This window comes from Streptacidiphilus alkalitolerans, from assembly GCF_042511045.1.
Lineage (GTDB): Bacteria > Actinomycetota > Actinomycetes > Streptomycetales > Streptomycetaceae > Streptacidiphilus > Streptacidiphilus alkalitolerans.
This window is the reverse complement of the sequence record NZ_JBHEZX010000012.1, coordinates 37,005-54,799: the sequence shown is the minus strand read 5'-3', so window position 1 is coordinate 54,799 and position 17,795 is coordinate 37,005. Positions and strand designations below refer to the sequence as shown.

The 17,795-nt window shown below is 71.7% G+C and carries 16 protein-coding genes; 2 read left to right on the top strand and 14 right to left on the bottom strand.

The genetic code is table 11. The features are described from left to right. Positions 1-39: 39 nt before the first annotated feature. The 10 genes from dxs to ACEZDG_RS25100 form a co-directional block, all read right to left on the bottom strand. Positions 40-1,992, bottom strand: coding sequence for a 1-deoxy-D-xylulose-5-phosphate synthase (dxs, locus tag ACEZDG_RS25145; RefSeq protein ID WP_380513368.1), 1,953 nt, complete (start codon positions 1,990-1,992; stop codon positions 40-42). Positions 1,993-2,047: 55 nt separating this feature from the next. Beyond that, entirely contained in the window at positions 2,048-3,205 is a 1,158-nt protein-coding gene (gene ispG / locus ACEZDG_RS25140; protein WP_380513366.1) for a flavodoxin-dependent (E)-4-hydroxy-3-methylbut-2-enyl-diphosphate synthase, read from the bottom strand. 18 nt (positions 3,206-3,223) lie between these two features. Further along, entirely contained in the window at positions 3,224-3,847 is a 624-nt protein-coding gene (locus ACEZDG_RS25135; protein WP_380513364.1) for a 5'-methylthioadenosine/S-adenosylhomocysteine nucleosidase family protein, read from the bottom strand. A gap of 32 nt (positions 3,848-3,879) precedes the next feature. Further along, a complete protein-coding gene (gene shc, locus ACEZDG_RS25130) occupies positions 3,880-5,994 on the bottom strand; it encodes a squalene--hopene cyclase (RefSeq protein ID WP_380513362.1) in 2,115 nt (704 codons plus the stop codon). A 4-nt stretch (positions 5,995-5,998) separates the two neighbouring features. After that, positions 5,999-7,141 (bottom strand): polyprenyl synthetase family protein, encoded by a 1,143-nt coding sequence (locus tag ACEZDG_RS25125; protein ID WP_380513360.1) that lies wholly within the window; start codon positions 7,139-7,141, stop codon positions 5,999-6,001. Positions 7,142-7,162: 21 nt separating this feature from the next. Next, complete coding sequence (gene hpnE, locus ACEZDG_RS25120; RefSeq protein ID WP_380513358.1) at positions 7,163-8,527, bottom strand: hydroxysqualene dehydroxylase HpnE; 1,365 nt, start codon at positions 8,525-8,527, stop codon at positions 7,163-7,165. 118 nt (positions 8,528-8,645) lie between these two features. After that, positions 8,646-9,560, bottom strand: a complete 915-nt coding sequence (gene hpnD / locus ACEZDG_RS25115; protein WP_380513356.1) for a presqualene diphosphate synthase HpnD — start codon at positions 9,558-9,560, stop codon at positions 8,646-8,648. Positions 9,561-9,568: 8 nt separating this feature from the next. Continuing rightward, the gene (gene hpnC / locus ACEZDG_RS25110; protein WP_380513354.1) at positions 9,569-10,519 is read right to left on the bottom strand and encodes a squalene synthase HpnC; all 951 of its coding nucleotides are present in this window, start codon (positions 10,517-10,519) and stop codon (positions 9,569-9,571) included. Between the two features lie 178 nt (positions 10,520-10,697). Continuing rightward, on the bottom strand, positions 10,698-11,444 hold the full coding sequence (locus ACEZDG_RS25105) for an ABC transporter ATP-binding protein (RefSeq protein ID WP_380513688.1): 747 nt from the start codon (positions 11,442-11,444) through the stop codon (positions 10,698-10,700). A gap of 91 nt (positions 11,445-11,535) precedes the next feature. Then, on the bottom strand, positions 11,536-12,432 hold the full coding sequence (locus tag ACEZDG_RS25100; RefSeq protein ID WP_380513686.1) for an ABC transporter permease: 897 nt from the start codon (positions 12,430-12,432) through the stop codon (positions 11,536-11,538). Between the two features lie 149 nt (positions 12,433-12,581). Here ACEZDG_RS25100 and ACEZDG_RS25095 point away from each other — a divergent pair, with 149 nt between their 5' ends. Continuing rightward, entirely contained in the window at positions 12,582-13,220 is a 639-nt protein-coding gene (locus ACEZDG_RS25095; RefSeq protein WP_380513352.1) for a TetR/AcrR family transcriptional regulator, read from the top strand. A 10-nt stretch (positions 13,221-13,230) separates the two neighbouring features. Here ACEZDG_RS25095 and ACEZDG_RS25090 read toward each other — a convergent pair whose 3' ends face one another. Continuing rightward, a complete protein-coding gene (locus ACEZDG_RS25090) occupies positions 13,231-13,689 on the bottom strand; it encodes a lipopolysaccharide assembly protein LapA domain-containing protein (RefSeq protein WP_380513350.1) in 459 nt (152 codons plus the stop codon). 114 nt (positions 13,690-13,803) lie between these two features. Here ACEZDG_RS25090 and ACEZDG_RS25085 point away from each other — a divergent pair, with 114 nt between their 5' ends. Then, positions 13,804-14,478 carry a pyridoxine/pyridoxamine 5'-phosphate oxidase gene (locus ACEZDG_RS25085; RefSeq protein ID WP_380513348.1) on the top strand — a complete coding sequence of 225 codons (675 nt, stop codon included), beginning with the start codon at positions 13,804-13,806 and terminating at the stop codon, positions 14,476-14,478. Positions 14,479-14,505: 27 nt separating this feature from the next. Here ACEZDG_RS25085 and ACEZDG_RS25080 read toward each other — a convergent pair whose 3' ends face one another. The 3 genes from ACEZDG_RS25080 to glgC all read right to left on the bottom strand — a co-directional run bounded on the left by ACEZDG_RS25080 (position 14,506) and on the right by glgC (position 17,781). Then, positions 14,506-15,912, bottom strand: a complete 1,407-nt coding sequence (locus ACEZDG_RS25080; RefSeq protein WP_380513346.1) for a glutamate decarboxylase — start codon at positions 15,910-15,912, stop codon at positions 14,506-14,508. A 31-nt stretch (positions 15,913-15,943) separates the two neighbouring features. Beyond that, positions 15,944-16,459, bottom strand: coding sequence for a hypothetical protein (locus ACEZDG_RS25075; protein WP_380513344.1), 516 nt, complete (start codon positions 16,457-16,459; stop codon positions 15,944-15,946). Between the two features lie 104 nt (positions 16,460-16,563). Beyond that, positions 16,564-17,781: a glucose-1-phosphate adenylyltransferase gene (glgC, locus tag ACEZDG_RS25070; RefSeq protein WP_380513342.1), complete on the bottom strand. Its 1,218-nt coding sequence runs from the start codon at positions 17,779-17,781 to the stop codon at positions 16,564-16,566. Between the last annotated feature and the right edge of the window lie 14 nt (positions 17,782-17,795).

Sequence of the window (17,795 nt, the reverse complement as noted above, 5' to 3'; positions counted from 1 at the left end):
GCTGCAGGGACTGGTGCTGCGGAGACTGGTGCCGCAGTGTCAGATGCCACGCTGGGAATCCCCTCCTGTGATGCTGCTCGGTACCCGTACCGTCTGTTGGCGCCCGAGGCCGATCGCCTTGGCGAAGCCGGCCGTCTGCGCGGCGATGCCGGGACCGGTGAGCCCGATCTGGTCCAGGATCTCACCCCGGCTGGCATGTGCCAGGAACTCCTGGGGGATCCCGAGCTCGCGTGTCGGGACGTCGATCTCGGCGTCGCGCAGGGCCATCGCCACGGCCGTGCCGACCCCGCCCACCCGGCCGTTGTCCTCCACCGTGACCACCAGCCGGTGCCGCGCGGCCAGCTCGGTCAGCGCCGGGTCGACCGGCTTGACCCAGCGCGGGTCCACCACGGTGGCGGTGAGCCCGTCGGCGGTCAGCAGCGCCGCCGCGTCCAGGCAGGCCGGGGCCATGGTGCCCACCGCGATCAGCAGGATCTCCGGGGCGCTGCCGGGCTCCGCGGTGCGCAGCAGCACATCGACCCCGCCCAGTCGCTCGACCGCCGGGATCGGCGGACCGACCTCGGCCTTGGGGAAGCGGACCACGGTGGGGGCGTCGTCGACCTCCAGCGCCTCGCGCAGCTCGGCGCGGAGCTGGTCGGCGTCGCGCGGGGCGGCCAGCCGCAGCCCGGGCACCACCTGCAGGATCGACATGTCCCACATGCCGTTGTGGCTGGCCCCGTCGGTACCGGTGACACCCGCCCGGTCCAGGACGAAGGTCACCCCGCACCTGTGCAGCGCCACATCCATCAGCACCTGGTCGAAGGCCCGGTTCAGGAAGGTCGCGTAGACCGCGACGACCGGGTGCAGCCCGCCGGTGGCCAGGCCGGCCGCACTGACCGTCGCATGCTGCTCGGCGATGCCGACGTCGAAGATCCGGTCAGGGAACTCCTTGGCGAACTTGCCGAGGCCGACCGGCTGGAGCATCGCGGCGGTGATGGCCACCACGTCCGGGCGCTCGCGGCCGATCGCCACCAGCTCGCTGCCGAAGACCGAGGTCCAGGAGACACCGCTGGACGGACGCAGCGGCTCGCAGGTGATCGGGTCGATCGCGCCCACCTGGTGGAAGTGGTCGGCCTCGTCCAGTTCGGCCGGACGGTAGCCGCGGCCCTTCTCGGTGAGGCAGTGCACGATGACCGGGCCGCCGAAGCCCTTGGCACGTTTGAGCGCGGACTCCAGGGCCGGGGTGTCGTGGCCGTCGATCGGGCCGATGTACTTGAGACCGAGGTCCTCGAACATGCCCTGCGGGGCGACGGCGTCCTTGAAGCCCTTCTTGGCGCCGTGCAGGGCCTCGTAGATCGGGGTGCCGAGGGCGGGGGTGCGCTGCAGCGTCTCCTTGCCCCAGGACAGGAAGCGCTCATAGCCCTGGGTGGTGCGCAGGGTGGCCAGATGGTTGGCCATGCCGCCGATGGTGGGAGCGTAGGAGCGCTCGTTGTCATTGACCACGATCACCAGCGGACGGTCCACCGCCTCGGCGATGTTGTTCAGGGCCTCCCAGGCCATGCCCCCGGTCAGCGCGCCGTCGCCGATCACCGCCACCACGCTGCGCTCGCCCCGGCCCTGCAGCTGGTTGGCCTTGGCCAGGCCGTCGGCGTAGCCGAGCACGGTGGAGGCGTGCGAGTTCTCGATCACGTCGTGGTCCGACTCGGCCCGGGAGGGGTAGCCGGACAGGCCGCCCCTGGCTTTGAGCCGGGTGAAGTCCTGACGGCCGGTGAGCAGCTTGTGCACATAGCTCTGGTGGCCGGTGTCGAACAGGATCCGGTCCTTCGGCGAGTCGAAGACCCGGTGCAGCGCGATGGTGAGCTCGACCACGCCGAGGTTGGGACCGAGGTGTCCGCCCGTTCGGGTGACGGCCTCGATCAGGAAGTCGCGGATCTCCTCCGCGAGCCGGGGAAGCTCGGCTGCGGGGAGCATCCGAAGATCGGCGGGGCCATTGATCGACTCCAGTAGCGACATGGGATCACCTTCGTTCTGCGGCAGGTCAGTTGGCCGTTCCGGTGGAGAGGGGCCGTCAGCTGACGGCGACGACGGGTTCGCCGGAGGCCACGCCCTCGGCCTGCATCAGCTCCGCCAGCTTCAACGCCTCCTCGATCAGCGTCTCCACGATCTTCGACTCCGGCACCGTCTTGATCACCTCGCCCTTCACGAAGATCTGACCCTTGCCATTGCCCGACGCCACCCCCAGATCAGCCTCACGCGCCTCACCAGGACCGTTGACGACACAGCCCATCACCGCCACCCGCAACGGCACCTCCATCCCCTCAAGCCCCGCGGTGACCTCCTCCGCCAGCTTGTACACATCCACCTGCGCCCGCCCGCACGAAGGACACGACACAATCTCCAGACCCCGCTGCCGCAGATTCAACGACTCCAGAATCTGATTCCCCACCTTGATCTCCTCCGCCGGAGGAGCCGACAACGACACCCGGATCGTGTCCCCGATCCCCTCACTGAGCAGCGCCCCGAACGCCACCGCCGACTTGATCGTCCCCTGGAACGAAGGCCCCGCCTCCGTCACCCCCAGGTGCAACGGGTAGTCACAGGACGCGGCCAGCAGCCGGTAGGCGGCGATCATGACGACCGGGTCGTTGTGCTTCACCGAGATCTTGATGTCCCGGAAGCCGTGCTCCTCGAACAACGAGCACTCCCACAACGCCGACTCCACCAACGCCTCCGGCGTCGCCTTGCCGTACTTCGCCAGCAGCCGCGCGTCCAGCGAACCCGCGTTGACCCCGATCCGGATCGGCACCCCGGCCGCGGAGGCCGCCTTCGCGATCTCCTTGACCTTGTCGTCGAACTGCCGGATGTTGCCCGGATTCACCCGCACCGCCGCACACCCCGCGTCAATCGCCGCGAACACGTACTTCGGCTGGAAGTGAATGTCCGCGATCACCGGGATCTGCGACTTGCGCGCAATCGTCGCCAACGCATCCGCGTCGTCCTGCGAAGGACACGCCACCCGCACGATCTGACACCCCGACGCCGTCAGCTCCGCGATCTGCTGCAACGTCGCATTGATGTCCGAGGTCACCGTCGTGGTCATCGACTGCACCGAGATCGGCGCATCCCCACCCACCGGCACACTGCCGACCATGATCTGACGGCTCTTCCGCCGCACAGCGAGCGGCTTGAGCGGAGCGGACGGCATTCCGAGCGAGATCGCGGTCATGGGTTGTACCGATGCCTTTCAGAGGTGCCAGGTAGCGAGAACAGGGGCGGCGGCACGCAGGGCCCGCCAGGCATGCAGACCGTGGACGAGGATGCCGGGGCGCAGCAGCTCGTGCTCGGGGGTGTCGACCACGACGCGGACCGCGGCGGCCGGCGTCCCCCCGGGCAGCGCCCGCAGCGCTCCGGCGGTCTCCATCTCCACGCCCAGCACGCCCTCGGCGTGCAGGGTTGCCCGCCGGGCCCCCCGTACCACCCGCTCCGCGCTGAACAGCGGACCGGTGTGCACGGTGAGCCCGGCATGACGCAGTGCCCCGGCGAGTGCGTCCGGGCACGGTAGTTCGATCGATCCGCTGTGGGCATCGCGCACCTCAGTGGCAACGAGGACGTCTCCGGGCCTTATTCCCGGTCCCACCGCAGCTCCGAAGCCTGCGAACAGAAACGCGCCGGGCGCGTACGCCCCCTGCGCCAGCGCCTTGCTGACCGACTGTCGGGCCCGCTGCTGGCCCATTCCGGTACGGACCAGCACGGCCTCCGGCGCGGACCGCGCGCCCGCGCGCAGCGCCGCCTGTTCGGCGGTCAGCGCGCAGGCGAGCAGCAGCGGTCCTGGCCGCCCCTGCTCTGGTCTCGCAGGCTCCTTGCTCATGTCAGCAGCACTCCAGCCTCATACCGGCGACCTCATCTCGACCGCCTTCCGGTCAGCGAAGGCAGCAGCCGCGCCGGCGGCGGAAGCTCCGCGCGGAGCCGGTTGGCGGACCGCTCGTCGAAGGGGACGCCGCCGTCCAGCTCCGGGGTTCCATGAAGGTACCGGCCGAGTGCGGTGACCGGGAACACCAGCCGGTAGAGGTTGTAGTTGATGGAGAAGTCCCAGGGGAAGCCGGTCCCGGTGAACTCCGGCTCGTCCCAGGTGCCCTCGGGCAGCTGGGTGGCGGCCAGCCAGCCCACCCCGCGGTCGACCACCTCGCCGGTCTCGCCGGCCGCGAGCAGCGCCATCAGCGCCCAGGCGGTCTGCGAGGCGGTGGAGGTGCCCCGGCCGGCCCAGCTGCGGTCGCTGTAGGAGCGCATGTCCTCGCCCCAGCCGCCGTCCGCGTTCTGGTGCTGCTCCAGCCACTCCACGGCGCGGCGGACCGCGCTGTGCGAGGCCGGGAGCCCGGCCGCGACCAGGGCGGGGACGACCGAGCCGACCCCGTAGATGTAGTTGGTGCCCCAGCGGCCGAACCAGGAGCCGTCCTCCTCCTGCTCGCGCAGCAGCCAGTCGACGCCGCGGCGCACCCTGGGGTCGGCCGACCGGCCGACGGCGGCGAGCATCTCCACCACATGGGCGGTGACGTCGGCCGAGGGCGGGTCGACCACCTCGCCGAAGTCGCAGAACGGCAGCTTGTTCGGCAGGCTGCTGGTGTTGTCCACGTCGAACGCGGCCCAGGCGCCGTTCTTGGACTGCATGCCCATGGTCCAGTCGACCCCGCGGCGCACCGCCCCGTCCACCCGCTCCGGGTCCGGGTGGACCACCCGGCGCAGCGCCAGCACCACCTCGGCGGTGTCGTCCACGTCCGGGTAGTTGTCGTTCTCGAACTCGAAGGCCCAGCCGCCCGGGCTGAGGTCGGGCCGCTGCACGGCCCAGTCGCCGGGGCGGGTGATCTCCTCGCCGAGCATCCAGTCGGTGGCCTTGACCAGCGCCGGGTGGTCCTTGGCCACCCCGGCGTCGGCGAGCGCCACCACGGCGAGACAGGTGTCCCAGACCGGCGACTGGCAGGCCTCGATCCAGCGGTGCCCCTCGTCGGTGTGCACGGTGAAGCGCTCGAACGCGGCCAGTCCGGCCTCCATCACCGGGTGGTCCAGCGGGTAGCCGAGCAGGTGCAGGGCGATCAGCGAGTAGACCGCGGGCGGCTGGATCCCGCCCCAGCAGCCGTCGGCCTCCTGCCGGTCCACGATCCACTTGGCGGCCTGGGCCAGCGCCATCCGGCGCACCGGGCGCACCGGCATCCGGTGGTAGAGGTGCAGCACCCGGTCGAGCCGCTCGAACAGCCCGTCCCAGGTGTAGGGGGCGGCGAACGGCCGGACCGGGTACGGGTCGGCCGGGTCGGCGTGCAGCTCGTCCAGGTCGAACGGGGCCGGCCGGACCGGGCGGTGCGCGGAGACGACGGTCAGCGGCACGATGGTCTGCCGGGCCCAGCAGCCGAACGAGTAGATGTTCAGCGGGAAGCCGCGGGGCAGGAAGATGACCTCGGGCGGCAGCTCCGGCAGCCGGTCCCAGGGCCACCAGCCGAACAGCGCCAGCCAGATCCGGGTGAACACCCGGGCCGCCGCGATCCCCCCCTGCTCGCGGACGTACGCCGCGGCCCGGCGCATGTGCGGGGCCTGCGGATCGTCCCCGGCCAGCTTCAGCGCGACATACGCCTCGACCGTGGTGGACAGCTCGGCCGGGCCCCCGTAGAAGGTGGCCCAGGTGCCGTCCGGCTGCTGCTGGGAGCGGATCCAGTCGGCGGTGGCGCGGGTCTGCTCCTCCGTCCTGATCCCCAGGAACTGGCGCAGCAGCAGGTCCTCGGCATCCATGGTGACGTTGGTCTCCAGGTTGCCCTTCCACCAGCCCTCGGCGTCCTGCAGGCCGAGCAGGTGGGCGGTGGCCCGCTCCAGCGTCTCGGCCGCCAGGGCGCGCACGTCCTTGGCCGGCTCCCCGGCCGGCTCGGCCGCTGACTCCGACTCGGGGCTGTCCCCGTCCTCGGCGGTGCTGCTCTCCGCGGCTGGCTCTGCCTCGTACTGTGGGTCGAGCCGGCCGTCCGCGGTTGCTGTCATCTCGTCACCTCTCCCTGACCACAACGAATTCGGCGAGCGCTGCGAACTGCTCCCGAACGATGGCGGACATGGGTACCTCGTCGAGGGCCGCCAGCGCGGTCCGGTGCTGGCGGCGTGCCTCCTCGGCGGTCCAGGCCCGACCGCCCGCCTCCTCGATCAAAGCCGCGCGGACCGCGAGTTGTTCCTCGTCCTCGTCCCCGCGTCCCTGCGGGTCGGCCAGCAGCTCCGCCAGCCGGACCGAGGCCTTGCCTCCCTCGGCCAGCGCGGCCGAGACCGGGAGGGACTTCTTGCGCTGGCGCAGGTCGCCGAAGTTGGGCTTCCCGGTGACCTCGGTGGCGCCCCAGATCCCCAGCAGGTCGTCCACCGCCTGGAAGGCGAGGCCCAGGTGGTAGCCGTAGCGCTCCAGCGCGTCGGCGCCGGCGTCGTCGATCCCGGCCAGCACCGCGCCGACCGAGGCGGAGGCGGCCAGCAGCGCGCCGGTCTTGTTGCCCTCCATCTCCAGGCACTCCTCGACGCTCACCCGGTCGCGGTGCTCGAAGGAGAGGTCCTGGGCCTGGCCGTCGATCAGCTTGCGGGTGGCCAGGGTGAGCCGCTGCACCGCGCGCCCGGCGTCCACGCCGGTGGCGCCGCCCTTGTCGGCGGCCTCCAGCAGCACCTCGTTGGCCAGCGCGAACATCGCGTCGCCGACCAGGATCGCCTGGGCCGGACCGAACACCGTCCACACCGTGGCGCGGTGCCTGCGCTGCTCGTCACCGTCCATCAGGTCGTCGTGCAGCAGCGAGAAGTTGTGCACCAGCTCGACCGCGACCCCGCCGGGGATGCCGATCTCGGCCGGGACCCCGGCGGCCTGCGCCGAGAGCAGCGCCAGCGCCGGGCGCACCGCCTTGCCGCCGTCGCCCTCGGTGGGACGCCCCTCGGCGTCGGTCCAGCCGAAGTGGTAGGCGGAGACCCGGTCCATGGGCGGTGCCAGTCGTCCGATGGCCTCCCGCAGGACGGGAGTGCAGAGGGTTCGTCCTCGTTCGAGCAGGGCCCGCACATCCACCGACGACCCGGCCGGACGCGCCGGGCGAGTCTCCTCAGGGCTCGAAACCACGCTTGCTCCCTCTCCGTTCTGGTTGTTCGTCAGGGGCACTGCTGTCGCTGTCATAACCAACCTGTCTACGAGCCGTCAGTTCGTGCCGCTGAAATCCATGAGGGCCGCCTGCGCCGCGGAGTTGCCGCTGCGAACAGCGCCCTCCATGGTCGCGGGCCAGCCGGTGGCGGTCCATGCCCCGGCCAGGTAGAGGCCGGGACTGAGGGTACGGGCCGGGGGGCGCAGCCTGGCGGACCCCGGTGCCGGTGCGAAAGTCGCGGTGCGCTCCCTGGTGACGAAGAACTCGGTGACCGATGCTCCTCTCGACGCCGGCAGCAGCCGCTCCAGTTCCGGCAGATAGCGCTGTCGCAGTTCGGCCACCGGAAGGTCGATCTCGTCCCGCACCGCGGACTGGGAAAGCGCCAGGTACTGACCGGGGCCGCGCAGCCCGGAGTGCGGGGTCCGGTCGAACACCCACTGCACCGGCGAGCCGAGGGCGGCCAGGAAGGGCCGGTCCAGCACCTTGCGGTCGTAGACCACATGGACGTTCAGGATCGGCGCGTAGTCGAGTTCGAGCAGCCGCTCGGGGTGCTCCAGGCTGCCCGGCGGCAGCAGTTCATGGGCGGCGTCCTGGGCCACCGCGAGCACCAGCGCGTCCACCCCGTCGATCCGCTCGGCGCCGCCGTCCAGGCGCTCGCCCTCCAGCAGCACGCTGTGGCCGCGCGGCGAGCAGGCCTTGACCTCGGCGACCCGGGCGCGCAGCAGCACCCGCACCCCGGCGCGTTCCAGCACCTCCCGCGCCGCCTCGTCGTGCAGCGCGCCCAGCGGGACCTTGGCGAAGCCGATGTCGGACGCGCCGGGGTCGCTGAGCAGCCCGGTCTTGAAGACCATCGCCGCCAGCGCCAGCGAGGACTCCTCGGCGGTGGCGTTGAGGGTGGCCACCCCGACCAGGTCCCAGAGCGCCTCCACCGCCCGGTCGGACTGGCCGTGCCGGCGCAGCCAGTCGCCGAAGGACTCCTGGTCCAGCGCCGGGTCGTCCAGGTCCAGGCCGCGCAGCGCCAGCGCGGCCCGGCCGGTGGCCATCCGCTCGCCCAGGCTCATGTGCGGGTACAGCGCCAGGCTCTTCAGCAGGTGCAGCGGCACCGGCAGGCCGGCCCGGCGCAGCGACCCGGTCCGCCCGGTGGCGACGTCCCGGACCGGGACGTCGAGCCGCGGCTGGATCTCCACCCGGTCGGTCACGCCGAGCCGCTGCAGCAGCCCGCGGTAGGCCGTGCAGCAGCGCAGGAACACATGCTGGCCGTTGTCGACCCACAGCTCCCCGCGCTTGAAGGAGAAGGCCAGTCCCCCGAGCCGGGGGCGCGCCTCGACCAGGGTGACCGCCATTCCCGCGTCCGCGAGACGGAGCGCCGCGGTGATCCCCGCGAGCCCCCCGCCGACGACCACGGCCGTCCGCCCGTTCATGCGTCTCTCCCTGCTCGCGCCGCACCCTCGATGTCTGCTCTGGTGACTCCCCGGCAACTCTGTGTGACAAACGCACCACACGACCCCGCCGTCGAGCGGCGGTCCGGCGGGGCGGTTCTCAAGAAGCACGCCCTCCGGCCAGCCCGGCGAACGCCACATAGGCCTTCTCCCAGGCCGGAAGGGACACCCGGCCGCGGAGCACCGCCTCGGGTTCGCGCACGATCCGCTGCAGCAGCCGGTGGTAGATCCCGGCCATCGCGGCGACGCAGGCGCGGCTGCGGCGGTCCAGCATCGGCAGCAGCAGCAGGCCCTCGTCGAAGTACTCCTGGGCCCGGCGGGCCTCGAACAGCACCAGCCCGCGGAAGTCCGCGTCCGGGCCGGGGCGGCCGGCGAAGCCCTGCTCGCAGCCGAACCTGGCCAGGTCCTCGGCCGGGAGGTAGGTGCGCCCGTTGCCGGCGTCCTCGCGGACGTCGCGGAGGATGTTGGTCAGCTGCAGTCCGAGGCCCAGGGTGTCGGCGAACTCGGCGCCGCGCTTGGGGTCCGTGCAGCCGAACACGCCGAGCGAGAGCCGGCCGACCGTGCCGGCCACGCAGCGGCAGTAGACCCGCAGCTGATCGAACGTCTGGTACTCGGTGCCCCTGACGTCCATCTCCACGCCGTCGATCAGTTCGTCGAAGGCGTCCAGCGGGATCGGGAAGCGGGCGCAGGAGTCAGCCAGGGCCAGCTTCACCGGGTCGGTGTCCAGCGGGTCGACCCCGCCCTCGCGGAGCTCGTTCAGCAGTTCCCTGGTCCGGCCCAGCTGCTCGGCCTTGCGCTCGGTGGACCAGTCGCCGTCGCCGATGTCGTCGATCCGGCGGGCCAGCGCGTAGATCGCGGACATGGCCTGCCGCTTGGAGGCGGGCAGCAGCCTGATCCCGTAGGAGAAGTTGCGGGCCTGCGCCCCGGTCACCGCCTCGCAGTACCGGTACGCCGCAGCGGCCTGCGGGGACACCGGCTGGGAGACCAGTGCTGAACCCTCTGGGGATCCCTCCATTCGCCGACTCACCTTCCTCTCACCAACGTCGCCGCGACCTCACGCAGGAGGCGGCTCTTACGGGGCTTGGGCGCCCCTGCCAGCACATCGTTGTCGACCGCCGCGATCGCGTCGAGGGCCGCGTAGCCGCCGGCCGCGAAGCCGGCCAGCAGCAGCCGCAGCCGGCCCCCGACCGTACCGACCAGGGGGGCGCCCTGGTCCAGCAGGTCACGGGCGCGCCGGGCCTCGTGGTCGACCAGGGCGCGCAGGGCCGGTCCGGCGTGCGCGGCGTCCAGGTCGGTCTCGGCGACGCCAAAGCGTGCGAGGTCCTCGGCGGGGAGGTAGATCCGGCCGTTGGCCCGGTCCTCGGCGACGTCCTGCAGGTGTTCGACCACCTGGAGCGCGCTGCAGATCGCGTCGGAGCGGCGGATCCGCTCGGGCGTGGCCAGGCCGGCCAGCTGCAGCACCAGCAGCCCGACCGGGTTGGCGGAGAGCTCGCAGTAGCCCATCAGGGCGTCGAAGTCGGCGTAGCGGGTGGTGACCTGGTCGACCCGGTTGGCCTGGATCAGCGCCCGGAACGGCTCGGGGGTGAGGCCGTGCGCGTCCACCACCGGGACCAGCGCGGCCAGCAGCGGGTGCCGCGGGGCCTGGGCGCCGGCCGAGCCGAGCACCGTTTCGAACACCCGGTCGAGGTCGGCCTCCAGGCCGTCGAGCAGCGCCAGCCGGAAGGCGGTCTCCGCCGCCGCGTCGGCGGGCGGGTCGACCGGGGGCAGGCCCAGGGTCGCGGCGGTGGCCGCGGGATCCCCCAGGTCGCCGTCACCGGCGTCGTCGACCAGGCGGGCGAATCCGTACACCGCCATCAGTCCGGTGCGCATCGCCGGAGGCATGAAGAAGGGGGCGACGGGGAAGTTCTCCCGGTCCGCCTTGTCGAGCACAGCACCTGGCTCCACCTGATCAAGAGCCTGCCGACGCACTGTCATGACCGCCACCCCCCCGTTCTACACCGATCTTCACGACCTGCCCACAGCGGACACACCCGGAGCGGATCCGGGGGATCTTGCTCATAGCTTAGGACTCTGGTGTGACAACCCGTCGCCGGGGGGTGCGAACGGGCTGCCACATCGTCACCAATCCTGCCGCAAGGGCCCTTACCGGCCCTTACCTCTTCTTCATCCAGTGCTCGTAGTCCTTGACGATCTCCTCGGTGGGACCGTCCGCCCTGAGCACCCCGTGCTCCAGCCAGATCGTACGGTCACAGGTGTCCCTGATCGCCGCGTTGTTGTGGGAGACCAGGAAGACCGTCCCGGCTTCCCGGCGCAGCTCCTTGATCCGGGCCTCGCTGCGCCGCTGGAACGAGGCGTCGCCGGTCGACAGCGCCTCGTCGATCAGCAGCACGTCGTGGGTCTTGGCCGCCGCGATCGAGAAACGCAGCCGGGCCGCCATGCCCGAGGAGTACGTGCGCATCGGCAGCGAGATGAAGTCGCCCTTCTCGTTGATGCCGGAGAAGTCCACGATCTCCTGGTAGCGCTCGCGCACCTCGGCGTGGGTCATCCCCATCGCCAGGCAGCCGAGGACCACGTTCCGCTCGCCGCTGAGGTCGTTCATCATCGCCGCGTTCACACCGAGCAGCGAGGGCTGCCCGTCGGTGTAGATCGCCCCCGAGGCGGTGGGCAGCAGGCCCGCGATGGCGGACAGGGTGGTCGACTTGCCGGAGCCGTTGGAGCCGATCAGGCCGATCGCCTCGCCCTTGTACGCGGTGAAGGTGATGCCCTTCACCGCGTGCACCTCGGTTATCGCCGGGGATGCCTTGCGCCTGACGATCCGGGACAGGGCCGAGGTCGCCGAGCCCTTGCCGCTGCCGCCGCCGTAGACCTTGTAGATGATGTGGACGTCGTCCACGATCACCGTCGGCGTCCTGGGCCCGCTCGGAGCCGGCTCCGGCGCCGGCCGGGAGTCGGTGTCCGTCGTCGTGTCCGTCGTCACGTCCGTCGAGGTGTCAGCCACGGCCGTACTCCTCCTCAGCCTTCCAGAAGAACAGGTATCCGCCCAGGCCGACTGCGAGCGCCCAGGCCAGTGCCATCGGCCAGACGTGCGCCGGCAGGTTGCTGGCGGGGTAGGAGTCGAGCAGGGCGTAGCGCATCAGGCTGATGTAGATCAGGGCCGGGTTGGCCTGGATCACCACGGTCACCCAGTGCGGGGCATGGTCGGTGATGGAGCTGATGCTCCAGAAGATGCCCGACATGTACATCCAGGTACGGATGACGAACGGCATGAGCTGGGCCAGGTCGGTGGTCTTGGCGCCGATCCTGGCCATGAACATCGCCACGCCGGTGTTGAAGGCCGACTGCAGCAGCAGCACCGGCACCAGCAGCAGCCAGCGCAGGGTCAGCGGCTCGCCGGTGGCCAGCACGATCACACCGAGCACACCCATCGAGAACAGCAGCTGCTGGAGCTGGATCAGGGTGGAGGCTATGGGCATGCAGGCCCGCGGGAAGTGCAGCGCCCGGATCAGGCCGAGGTTGCCGGCGATCGCCCGGGTCCCGTTCAGCACCGCGGACTGGGTGAACTGGAACACGAAGACGCCGGTGCACAGGTACGCGATGAAGTTGGGGATATCACGCTTCGTCCCCAGCAGAAGTCCGAAGATCAGGTAGTAGACGGCCGCGTTCAGCAGCGGCGTCATCACCTGCCAGATCTGCCCCAGCTTGGCCGTGGTGTACATCGCGCTCAGCTTCGCGGTGGAGTAGGCCACGATGAAGTGGCGCCGCCCCCACAGCAGTCGGCTGTACTCCCAGGCCCCCGGGCGCCGCCCGCTGACGGACAGTCCGTACTTGGCCGCCAGCTCACCCGGGCTCAGACCCGAGTCCTGACCGAGGGCGGCGACACCGGCCACCCGCTGCTCGTACACCGTAGACACGCTACTCCCAAGACTTTCGTCCCCGACCGACACGACGGAACGGTATCGTCTCGTCGCAATAAGAGGAAGCTAGGGGGTTCGACGTGAGAACGCAACCGTTCCGTCCTCACGCTACACTTGCCCCCATGCTGACCGGAGAGCCGTCGAAAGTCGCGAAGCCGCCGACACTGAAACGCGCCCCCGCCGGCGCGGCCGTGCTGCGTGACGACGTGACCGAGGCGATCCGCGGAGCGGTGTTCGAGGAGCTCGCCATAAGCGGCTACAGCCGCCTCTCCATCGAGGCCGTCGCCCGCCGCGCGGGGGTCGGCAAGACCGCGGTCTACCGCCGCTGGCGGTCCAAGCTGCCCATGGTCATCGACGTGGTCTCCGAGGTCGCCTCACTCGGCCTGGTGCTGCCGGACACCGGTTCGCTGCACAACGACCTGCGGATGTTCGTGCACGTGGTCGCCAGGGTGCTGCGGCACCCGCTGGCCGCCCAGATCGTCCCCGACCTGCTGGCCGAGGCGGCCCGCAACCCGGAGATCGCGGAGACCCTGGCCGGGGCCCTGAACGAGGCCCAGCGGCAGAGCAGCGCGGCCCTGGTCCGCAAGGCCGTCGGCCGCGGCGAGCTGGCCCCCGACACCGACCCCGACCTGGCCCTGGACCTGATCGCGGGCCCGCTGTACTGGCGGCTCGCCGTGGTGCGGACCCCCATCGGCAAGGACTACCTGGACCGGCTGGCGGTCTCCATCGCCGCCGCGCTCGGCGCCGCCCCGGCGGCCTGACCGCCGCCGCTCACTCCTGCGGCCGCTCCTTGGCCGGTTCCGGCGCGGGGCCGGGCGCGGGGCCGGGCTCGGGCGGCCGGACCGGCGCGGGCGCGGCTCCCACGGGCGCGGGCGCGGCCTTGCGCCGGGGCACCGCGCGGCGCAGCTGCACCATCCGCAGGGTGCCGCCGATCACCGCGATCAGCGCGCCCCCGGCGACCGCCGCGAGCAGAGCCACCGCCAGCGGGAACCGCCCGTGCAGCATCAGGAACGAGACGTCCACCGGGTGCGCGTTCTGGGCGATGAACACCACCAGCAGGATCAGCAGCACCAGGGCCGAGACGATGGACACCCAGGCCGTGCTGATCCGGGTCCGCGGCAGCCGGCGGCCCCGCTCGACCGTCGGCTTCGCCGCGGGGACAGGCGGAGGTACGGGTTCGGGTGCGGCAGCAGGCTTCGGCGGCAGCTGCTCCTCGGGAGAGACGGCCATGGTCCTCACATCCTCACGTCTCCCAGTGCGTTCCCCGCACGGGAAGACTCATGCCGACGGCTACCATGTTCGCCACCTCAGCCGAACCCAGGCAGCCGAACCCAGGAGTCAGCGATGGCCGCGACGGCCCCCGTCCCCACGACCGTCCGCGAACTGCTGTTCGGGGTGCCGATGCTGGCGCCGCCGCTGGCCTCGTTCGACCCGCTCGCCGTCCCGGACGCCCCCTTCCCGCTGTTCCTGGACTGGCTCCGGCAGGCCGTCGCCGAGCGGGTCAGCGAGCCGCACGCGATGACCCTGGCCACCGTCGGCGAGGACGGCTGCCCCGACCTGCGGATCGTGGCGCTGCGGGACGCGAACCCGGGCGGCTGGACCTTCGCCACCGGCGCGCACAGCGCCAAGGGCCGACAGTTGACGGCCCGCCCGCAGGCCGCGCTCGGCTTCCACTGGCGCGAGCAGGGGCGGCAGATCCGGCTCCGCGGTCCCGTGCTGCGGGTGGACGCCGCACTCGCCGCCGCCGACTTCCGGTCCCGGCCGGTCACCTCGCGCGCGGCGAACCTGGTCGGCCACCAGAGCGAGCCGCTGGCCGACCCGGCGCTGGTTCCGGCGGCCTTCGCCGAGGCCCTGGCCCGGGCCGCCGCCGACCCGGAGCTGGTCGACCCGGAGCACAGCCTGTTCACGGTCCGCCCGACCTCCGTGGAGTTCTGGCAGGGCGACCCCGGCCGCGGCCACACCCGGCTCCGCTACACCGCCGGCGCCGACACCTGGAGCCGCGAGCTGCTCTGGCCCTGACGGCCCGTCAGGCCGCGGGCGAACGGGTCAGTGGTGGAAGCCGGTGCCGACCTCGGGCCGGCGCAGCGGGCCCGGCTGCTCCTGGAGTTCCGGGAGCAGCCGGGCCAGGTCCGCGACCAGCAGGTCGGCCAGGTCGCCGGAGAAGCCGTTGCGGCAGACAATACGCAGCGCGGCCAGGTCGGTGCGGTTCTCCGGGAAGGTGTACGCGGGGACCAGCCAGCCGCGTTCGCGCAGCCGCCGGGACACGTCGAACACGTCGAAGGCGGTGACCTCCTCCTTGGTGGTGAAGGCGAACACCGGCAGTTCGTCGCCCTTGCTGAGCAGCCGGAACGGGCCGAGCTCGGCGATCCGCCGGGCCAGTGACACCGCCACGTCCCGGCTGGCCTGCTGCACCGCGCGGTAGCCGTCGAAGCCGAGCCGCAGGAAGGTGTAGTACTGGGCCACGACCTCGGCGCCGGGGCGGGAGAAGTTGAGGGCGAAGGTCGGCATGTCGCCGCCCAGGTAGTTGACCTTGAAGACCAGTTCCTCGGGCAGTGCCTCCCGGTCGCGCCACAGCGCCCAGCCGACGCCCGGGTAGACCAGCCCGTACTTGTGGCCCGAGGTGTTGATGGAGGCCACCCGGGGCTGGCGGAAGTCCCAGCGCAGCTCCGGGTCGAGGAAGGGCGCCACCATGGCCCCTGACGCCCCGTCCACATGGACCGGGAGGTCGAGCCCGGTCCGCCGCTGCAGCTCGTCCAGGGCGGCGCAGACCTCCTCGACCGGCTCGTAGGAGCCGTCGAAGGTGGAGCCGAGGACGGCGACCACGCCGATGGTGTCCTGGTCGCAGAGCGCCGCGGCGGAGGCCGGGTCCAGGTGGTAGCGGTCCCCCTCCATCGGCACGGTGCGGGCCTCGACCTCCCAGAAGTTGCAGAACTTCTCCCAGCAGACCTGGACGTTGACGCCCATCACCAGGTTGGGCCGGTGCCCGGCGGCGTAGCGCTCGGGGTTGCGGCGCATCCAGCGGCGCTTCAGCGCCATCCCGGCCAGCATGCAGGCCTCGCTGGAGCCGGTGGTGGAGCAGCCGACCGCGTGCTCGGGGTCGGGGGCGTTCCAGAGGTCGGCGAGCATGGCGACGCAGCGGCGCTCCAGCTCGGCGGTCTGCGGGTACTCGTCCTTGTCGATCATGTTCTTGTCGACCGACTCGGCCATCAGCACCCGCGCCTGGGGCTCCATCCAGGTGGTGACGAAGGTGGCCAGGTTCAGCCGGGCGTTGCCGTCGAGCATCAGCTCGTCGTGGACGATCTGGTAGGCGGTGTCCGGCGGCATCGGCCCGTCCGGGAGCCGGTGCTTGGGCGGGGCGGCCTCCATGCCGGGCAGCGGGTTGGCGGTGCCGAGGAACGGGTTCACCGAGACCTTGGCGCCGCGGTCCGCCGAGCCGCCGTTGTGCAGTGGCATGGAGCACGCCCTTCCGTCGGCCGGTGCCTGCCTACTTCTTCACCCAGCGGTCGCGGCCGTCGGATCCGGTCGTGCAGACCAGGGAGACATTACTGCTGTTGGTGGCGGTGGCGCCGACCGTGGCGCAGAAGGAGCCGGCCCTGGCCGCGCTGCCGGACACCGCGACGGACTTCCAGCGGTTCTTGCCGGCGCTGTCGGCGGCGCAGGTCACCGCGAGGCCCTTGGAGGTCTGGCCGTTGCTGCCGGAGGCGGAGCAGAAGCCGCCCACCGCGACGTTCTTGGCGACCGTGCCGGAGCTCGCCGAGGAGCTGGCCCTGGCCTGCAGCGAGGACTTGGCCGAGGCCAGCGCGGACGCCTTGGCGGAGACCGCCGCCGCGGCGCTGCTCGCCACCCCGGCCCCCTTGCTCTTGGCGGCCGAGGCCAGCGAGCCGGCCTTCTCGGTGACCGAGCTGCTGGTGCCGCTGGAGCAGGCCGCGGTGGCGGTCAGCACCAGCGCGCCGAGGCCGACCGAGGCGGCGGTGACGAGGGTACGACTGTGCTTGCGCATGGGCGGAACGCCTCTCGTGGCGGGAGAGCCCGTGGGGGTACGGGCCGGACCGATACGAACGAACGTATGGCCGCCCCGGCTCTCCCGCCCGGCGCACTACTCCATCAGCGCACCGTCCGCCCCTTCCCCAGCGCCACCACTCCCCCGGCCGAGATGGTGTAGAACTCGCGGTCGCGCACCGGGTCGACGCCGATCACCGCGCCCGGCGGGACCACCACGTTCTTGTCCAGGATCGCCTTGCGGACCACCGCGCCCCGGCCCACCCGGACGCCGTCCATCAGCACCGACTCCTGGACCACCGCGCCGGACTCCACCACCACGCCGGGGCCGAGCACCGACCCGGTGACCTGGCCGCTGATGATGCAGCCCGCGCTGACCATGGACTCGGCCACCATTCCGCCGGCCACCACCTTGGCCGGCGGGCGCTGAGGCGGGTGGCTGAAGATCGGCCAGTGCCGGTTGTAGAGGTTGAACACCGGCTGCACCGAGATGAGGTCGATGTGCGCGTCGTAGTAGGCGTCCAGGGTGCCCACGTCGCGCCAGTAGCCGTGGTCGCGCTCGGTCTCCCCGGGGACCTTGTTGTCGTCGAAGTCGTAGACCTCGGCCTGGCCGGTGTCGGTCAGCATCGGCAGGATGCTGCCGCCCATGTCGTGCACCGAGCCCTCGTCCTCGGCGTCCCGCTGCAGCGCGTCCAGCAGCACCTTGGTGGTGAAGATGTAGTTGCCCATGGAGGCGAAGACCCGGTCCGGGTCGCCGGGCAGCCCGGGCGGGGCGGCCGGCTTCTCCAGGAAGCCCTCCACCCGGCGGCCGTCCGGGGCGGTGGTGATGATCCCGAACTCGGACGCCTGGCTGCGCGGCACCTTGATCCCGGCGACGGTCACCCCGGCCCCGGACTCGACGTGCCGCTGCAGCATCTGCTGCGGGTCCATCCGGTACACGTGGTCCGCGCCGAAGACCACGATGTAGTCCGGCTGCTCGTCGTAGACCAGGTTGAGCGACTGGTAGATGGCGTCGGCGCTGCCGAGGTACCAGCGCGGGCCCAGCCGCTGCTGGGCCGGGACCGGGGTGACGTAGTCGCCGCGGATGCTGGTCATCCGCCAGGTCTGCGAGACGTGGCGGTCCAGGCTGTGGCTCTTGTACTGGGTGAGCACGCAGATCCGGTTGATCCCCCCGTTCACCATGTTGGACAGGACGAAGTCGATGAGTCGGTACGCGCCGCCGAAGGGGACGGCGGGCTTGGCCCGGTCCGCGGTGAGCGGCATCAGCCGCTTTCCCTCCCCGCCGGCGAGGACTATTCCGAGTACTGACGGCCCACCAGCCATGCACACTCCCCTGC